This window comes from Desulfovibrio sp. 1188_IL3213 (assembly GCF_036763145.1).
Classification (GTDB): Bacteria; Desulfobacterota; Desulfovibrionia; order Desulfovibrionales; family Desulfovibrionaceae; genus Desulfovibrio.
On record NZ_JBAIYR010000118.1, the window covers coordinates 1 to 5,843 of the forward strand.

5 protein-coding genes are annotated in these 5,843 nt (G+C 58.2%); all 5 read left to right on the forward strand.

Annotated elements, in window-relative coordinates; genetic code table 11:
- The coding region (locus V6C16_RS06670; RefSeq protein WP_333542926.1) for a UDP-N-acetylmuramoyl-tripeptide--D-alanyl-D-alanine ligase at positions 1–1,216 on the forward strand (1,216 nt) is incomplete at its 5' end.
- Positions 1,217–1,769: 553 nt separating this feature from the next.
- The gene (mraY, locus tag V6C16_RS06675) at positions 1,770–2,846 is read left to right on the forward strand and encodes a phospho-N-acetylmuramoyl-pentapeptide-transferase (RefSeq protein ID WP_333536410.1); all 1,077 of its coding nucleotides are present in this window, start codon (positions 1,770–1,772) and stop codon (positions 2,844–2,846) included.
- 11 nt (positions 2,847–2,857) lie between these two features.
- Positions 2,858–4,162: a UDP-N-acetylmuramoyl-L-alanine--D-glutamate ligase gene (gene murD, locus V6C16_RS06680; RefSeq protein ID WP_333536412.1), complete on the forward strand. Its 1,305-nt coding sequence runs from the start codon at positions 2,858–2,860 to the stop codon at positions 4,160–4,162.
- Entirely contained in the window at positions 4,159–5,340 is a 1,182-nt protein-coding gene (gene ftsW, locus V6C16_RS06685) for a putative lipid II flippase FtsW (protein ID WP_333536414.1), read from the forward strand. The genes murD and ftsW overlap by 4 nt, the downstream gene beginning before the upstream one ends.
- On the forward strand, positions 5,319–5,843 hold a 525-nt coding region (locus V6C16_RS06690; protein ID WP_333542927.1), incomplete at its 3' end, for a UDP-N-acetylglucosamine--N-acetylmuramyl-(pentapeptide) pyrophosphoryl-undecaprenol N-acetylglucosamine transferase. The genes ftsW and V6C16_RS06690, both read left to right, overlap by 22 nt.

Below are 5,843 nucleotides of genomic sequence, written 5' to 3' on the forward strand. Positions count from 1 at the left end.
CATCAATGTGCCGGTTCTCGTGGTTCCCGATGCTGTCAAGGGCCTGGGGCGACTGGCCGCGCTGTGGCGCGACAGGACAAGGGCGCGCGTGGTGGCTGTTACCGGCACGGCTGGCAAGACCACCCTCAAGGAAGTGCTGGCCCAGGTACTGTCCTGCGGCGGGAAGACAGCCCGCAATGCCATGAACTATAACAACCAGATAGGCATGCCCCGCGCGGTGCTCGGTACGGACGGCGACGAAGCTTTCTGGGTTATGGAAGCCGGGATCAGTCAGGAAGGCGACATGGATGACCTTGGTTCCGTGCTGCGGCCGGATATTGCGGTTGTCCTCAACGCCGGCACGGGGCATACCGAGGGGCTTGGCGAAAAGGGCGTGGCCTGGCACAAGGCGCGTCTGCTCAAGCATCTTGCCAGGAACGGCAAGGGTCTTGTCTGCGCGGACTACCCCGATCTTGCGCGTGAAGCCCGTGCCACAGGGGCGGACATCCGTTTTTTCAGCGGTTGCGGCCGTGATGTGGAGTTTCGCGCCATTTATGCGGGGGCGGCTCCGGCTCCTCACGGTGCGGATGCCGCAATGGTTGACTCCTGCGGCCTGTACCGCTTGTGGCTGAACGGCAAGGAATTTGATGTCACAGCCCCTTTCAGGGGCGAGTACGGGGCGGAAAACGTGGCTGCTGTGGTTGCAACGGCCCACATGCTTGGACTGGACGTTCAGGCCATACGGCAAGGGCTGGCGCATGCCCGCATGCCAGCGCAACGCTTCAGTCAGGCACGGGCAGGCTCCTGGTTGCTGATTGACGACACGTATAACGCCAACCCCCTGTCTATGGGCCGCATGCTTGATGCGGCGTCCGAAAGGGCGGCCGGTCGGCCTTTTGTGGCGGTTTTGGGCGCCATGCTTGAGCTTGGCAGCCAGGCCGCCATGGAGCATGAGGCTTTGGGCCGCCGTCTGGCCGGTCTGAATCCCTCGGCAATTATCTGGAAGGGACTTTATGCGGAAGATGTGCGCAAAGGGCTTACCCTGGCGGGTTACGCCGGTCCCTGGCAGGTTGTTGCCGATGCCGGGGAATTTATGAAAACATGGCGGACGCTGCAGGACTACGGCCTTGAGGACAAGGCCGCCAAAAGCGGCGGCGTGGTTTTGTTTAAAGGTTCGCGCAGCAACAGGTTGGAAACGCTCATGGCCGCCCTGAGCGGACAGGGCAATTTGTCCTGAAGCTGCGCGGCAGCGTGACAGGGCATTTTCATTTTGAAGCCGCTCTGGCGACTGCGTGAGCAGACGCCCGCAGTGAAGGCGTAAACGCAATTTATTTGCGATGTTAAGCGCCGAAGTAAACTTTGAGAATGGGTACTCTCAAAGTTAATCCGCTCTAGATGCGCGGTGAAGGACGCAGCATATCGACGCAGCCAGGCGCTGTGATGAGGCAGCGAACATTAATCGAATGTAGGTTTAACGGCAAAGCGCTCCGGGGATTTATCGCCCACCGGTGTGATGCGGGCATCTTGCCGTCCGAAACTGTTCCGGCCCGTCCGGCGCGCTGCAAAGATTTTCTGTGAAAAGCGCGCATGGCAAGCCCCTGAACGACTCCTGGTTTTGTCGGCGCGGAGTTGTTTCCTGCCCAGGTGGCTCGGTCTGAAACGTGAACTTTTTTATTCCGGCGGCGTATGCGCCTCACCACCCCCGTAACACTGCGGGCGGTCTACCAAGGGCCTTGCCTGGCCCGCTGACAGTAACGGTCGCAGAGTGGCCAAACGAACGGACTCCGTGCATGTTTTACAATTTCCTTTCTCCTCTCGCATCGGAATGGACATTCTTTAACGTCTTCCGCTACATCACCTTCCGTTCCATGGCGGCGCTCATGACGGCTCTGCTCATTTCCATAATTCTCGGGCCGCGCTTTATTGCATGGCTGCGCCGGTTAAAATGCGGCCAGTATATTCACGAGGACGTGGCGGCCCACGCCTGCAAGGCCGGAACTCCCACCATGGGCGGCCTGCTGATGCTGTTCAGTCTTTCGGTGAGTCTGCTCTTGTGGGCGGATCTGACCAATATTTACATCTGGCAGGCATTTTTTGTTTTTGCCGGATTTGGAGCAGTGGGTTTCTGGGACGACATAACCAAGCTGCGCCATCACAAAAACCGGGGTATTTCCGGCAAGGCCAAGATGGGCGGTCAGCTTGCCGTGGCCTGCGTGGCAATGCTGCTGCTTTTCGTCAACCCTGACTACAGCAGCAAGCTTACCATTCCCTTTTTCAAGGAAGTGACCTTTGATCTGGGCTGGTTTTACCTGCCTTTCGGCGTTTTTGTCATGGTGGCGGCGTCCAATGCCGTCAATCTTACGGATGGCCTTGATGGCCTTGCCATAGGGCCTTCCATTGTGGCCTGCATAGTCTTTTCCATCTTTATCTACATTACGGGCAACGCGCGTTTTGCCGGCTATCTGCTGGTTCCCTACATGCCCGGCGTGGGTGAGGTGACCATTTTTTGCGCTGCTCTTGTGGGCGCGGGCTTGGGTTTTTTATGGTTCAACGCCTATCCGGCTCAGGTTTTTATGGGTGATGTGGGGTCCCTGTCCATAGGCGGCGTGCTCGGTTATCTTGCACTGCTGTGCAAGCAGGAATTGGTACTTGCCGTGGTGGGCGGACTTTTTGTGGCTGAAACGCTTTCAGTCATCGTGCAGGTAGGGTATTTTCGCTGGACCGGGGGCAAGCGTTTTTTTCGCATGGCCCCCCTGCACCACCATTTTGAACTTAAAGGCGTACCTGAGTCCAAAATTATCATTCGCTTCTGGATCACATCAATTCTGCTTGGCCTCATGGCGCTTTCAGTCCTGAAGCTGCGTTGAGGAGATATAGTATGGCATTGGAAAAAACGCGCGGCAGACGCATCAGCATTGGTGAAACGGCAGTGGTGGTGGGGGCGGGACGCTCCGGCCTGGCTGCTGCGCGCCTTTTGTGTCGCGAAGGAGCGCGGGTGCGTCTGCTGGACAGCAATCCCGGCGCTTTTTCCGGCAGGGAAGGGCTGGCGGGCGAACTGCGACAGCTTGGCGTTGTCATTGATCTTGGCCCTCACAATCCCGATCAGTTTGAAAATGCCGCCTTTGTTGTGCCAAGCCCCGGCATGCCTGTGGCGCGCCTTGCAGGCCTTGTGGACGAAGAGCGCACGGAAATTCTGGCTGAAATGGAGCTGGCATGGCGATATCTGGATAACGAACCCGTGCTGGCCGTTACCGGAACCAGCGGCAAGACCACAACCGCATCACTGGCGGCCGCCATGCTGCATGAACAGGGTTATGCCGTGTTTTTGGGCGGCAATATCGGCACTCCGCTGTCGGAATACGTGCTTTCGGGGCATAAGGCCGATGTGCTGGTGCTGGAAATTTCCAGCTTCCAGTTGCAGACCTGCTCCACGTTTTGTCCGAGAGCGGGCATCTTGCTGAATATTACGCCCAATCATCTGGACTACCACAAGGACATGGCCGAATACACGGAAGCAAAATTTCGTCTGTTCCGTTGTCAGGACGAAGGTGACCTTGCCGTGCTCGGTGAGGGTTTGCGCAGCCTTGCGGCCCGGTACGGCCTGAAGGCCCGACAGGTTTATGTGAGCGCCACGGACAGGTTTCCTGAAAGCTCCCTCATGGGCGTGCATAACCGCGTGAATGAAGAGGCCGCCTGGCAGGCTTGCCGCCTTTTTGGCGTCAGCGAGGAAAATGCCGCCAGGGCCGTGGCGCGCTTTGCACCCCTGCCGCACCGGCTTGAACGGGTACGTGAGCTTGGAAAAGTTCTTTTTGTCAATGATTCCAAATGTACTACCGTTTCTTCCCTTAAAGTGGCCCTTGAAGCTTTTGACCGCCCCGTACGTCTTTTGTGTGGCGGAAAATTCAAGGGCGGTGATCTGGCGGAGCTGGCGGATCTGGTCAGGGAGCGCGTGACCGAAGCAGCTCTTTTTGGAGCCGGCAGGGAGCATTTCGAGCGGGCCTGGCAGGGGATTGTACCCATGACCTGGCACGAAACCCTTGAGCCTGCCGTAAAGCATCTTGTTGCCTCGGCGCGCAAGGGGGATGTGGTGCTGATGGCCCCGGCCACTTCAAGTTTTGATCTTTACGCCAACTATGAAGAGCGTGGGAATGATTTCAAGCGCATCGTGGGTAAGCTGGCATGAAAAATGTCTTTGCAGCAAAAGCCAAAGCCAACAAGGCGCACAGCGCCATGAGCCGGGCCACGGAAAAAGGTCCCTTTGCGCCTTTTGACTGGTGGCTGTTTACCATAATGCTTATTATTCTGGCCATCGGGCTTGTCATGGTGCTCTCGGCCAGCGGCATTGTGGCGGAGCAGGTCAACGGCGATAAGTATTATTTTTTCAAGCGGCAGGTGCTGTTTGCCCTTGTGGGTGGCGTGGCCCTGTGGGGCGCGGCCCTCATGCCCCGCCAGTGGTTGTATCGCCTGCAGTATCCGGCCCTTTTTCTGGCCCTTCTGCTTCTGCTGGTGACTCTTTCGCCACTGGCCCCGGCCATTAACGGCGCCAAACGGTGGATACCGCTGGGGCCGGTGAATATTCAGCCGATGGAGTTCGTCAAGATAGCTCTTGCCCTGTATCTGGCGTATTTCATGAGTTCCAAGCAAGACCTCATCAAGACTTTCAGCCGCGGCGTTATTCCGCCGTTTGCGGTAACGGGTCTGTTCTGTTTTCTGCTGTTGCTTCAGCCCGACTTCGGCAGCGCCGTCGTGCTTGCCAGCATTTTGTTTTTTATGTGCGTTGCTGGCGGAACCCGTTTTATATACCTTTTTTTCTCTCTGGCGCTGGCCTGCGCGGGCGCCATGGCGCTGGCAATTTCTTCGCCGTACCGTCTGCGCCGCCTGCTGGCCTTTCTTGACCCCTTTCAAGACGCCCACAACACCGGCTATCAGCTTGTGCAGTCTCTGCTGGCTATCGGCTCGGGCAGTTTTTTCGGCGTGGGTGTCGGGGCCAGCAAACAAAAAATGTTCTATCTGCCCGAAGCGCACAACGACTTTATCATGGCCGTGCTGGCCGAAGAAATGGGCTTTGTGGGCATGAGCGTGGTCATGGTGCTCTTTGGTCTGCTGTTCTGGCGCTGCTACAGGATCATTCAGGGACAGCGCAATCTGCGTGACCGTTTCACCGCTTTTGGCCTTACCACCATCCTTGCCATGGGCGCGGTCATGAATCTCGCGGTGGTTATGGGGGTGGCGCCGCCCAAGGGCGTACCCATGCCCCTCATGAGCTACGGCGGCAGTAACCTGCTTGCGACCATGCTTTGCGTGGGGCTGCTTATGAACTTTTCACGAACGGCGGACACATGGACATCAACATCCTCCTGACCACAGGCGGCACAGGCGGCCATATTTTTCCCGCTCTGGCCGTTGCCGAAGAAGTACGGCGAAGGCATCCCCAGGCCAGGCTGCTTTTCGTAGGTTCGCTCTACGGGCCAGAAGCACGTTTGGCCCGTGTGGCGAATATCCCCTTTGAAGGCTTGCCTGTGCGCGGGTTTCTGGGCCGTGGCCTGAAAGCGGTGGAAGCCGGTTTTCGCATGACCTGGGCCGTGGGCAAGGCTATGGGCATTGTCCGGCGTTTCAGGCCGCATGTGGTGGCGGGCTTCGGAAGCTACGCGGCGTTTGCGCCCATGCTGGCCGGACGCATGCTGGGCGTACCCATCGTGCTGCATGAACAAAACGCCATTGCAGGAGCGAGCAATCGTGTGCTGGCGCGTCTTGCACAGCGCATCTGCCTTTCTTTGCCGGACACCCGGGGCTTTGATCCTGCCAAGTGCGTTCGGACGGGCAATCCCGTTCGCGCCGGTGTGAGCGAAGCAGGGCGTCTGCCG